Below are 361 nucleotides of genomic sequence, written 5' to 3' on the forward strand. Positions count from 1 at the left end.
GTTAGGTGCTTCTTTGAATAGAAAAATCAGTGGTGTTTTTAAAGAGTCCTTTATCGCTCTTTTATATTGGATATTCACTGGTGTTGTTATGTGGATTTTCAGCAAATCTTTTACTGCATGGATGAATGACGACCGTTTTGAATTTGTTAGTCTAAAATTGAGCTTCTTAAATAACATGCCAGAAGGCGTAAAATTTATTGTCGTCAGTTTTGGAACTTTGTATGCGATTTACTATTCAGTGAAACAAACAATAAAAGCGTTTTATTTAATCACAAGTAAGCAAAACTAGGATGTATCTACACGCACCTAACAAGCCAATAAACACACTCACTACGTTCGCTGGGACGCATTCACGTGGGGC

1 protein-coding gene is annotated in these 361 nt (G+C 36.0%); it reads left to right on the forward strand.

The window, feature by feature from the left end; translation table 11 throughout:
* On the forward strand, window positions 1-289 hold a 289-nt coding region (locus tag GVO63_RS19415), incomplete at its 5' end, for a hypothetical protein (protein ID WP_236552237.1).
* Between the last annotated feature and the right edge of the window lie 72 nt (window positions 290-361).

Origin of the sequence: Alteromonas sp. KUL106 (assembly GCF_009811415.1) — a bacterium.
GTDB lineage: Bacteria > Pseudomonadota > Gammaproteobacteria > Enterobacterales > Alteromonadaceae > Alteromonas.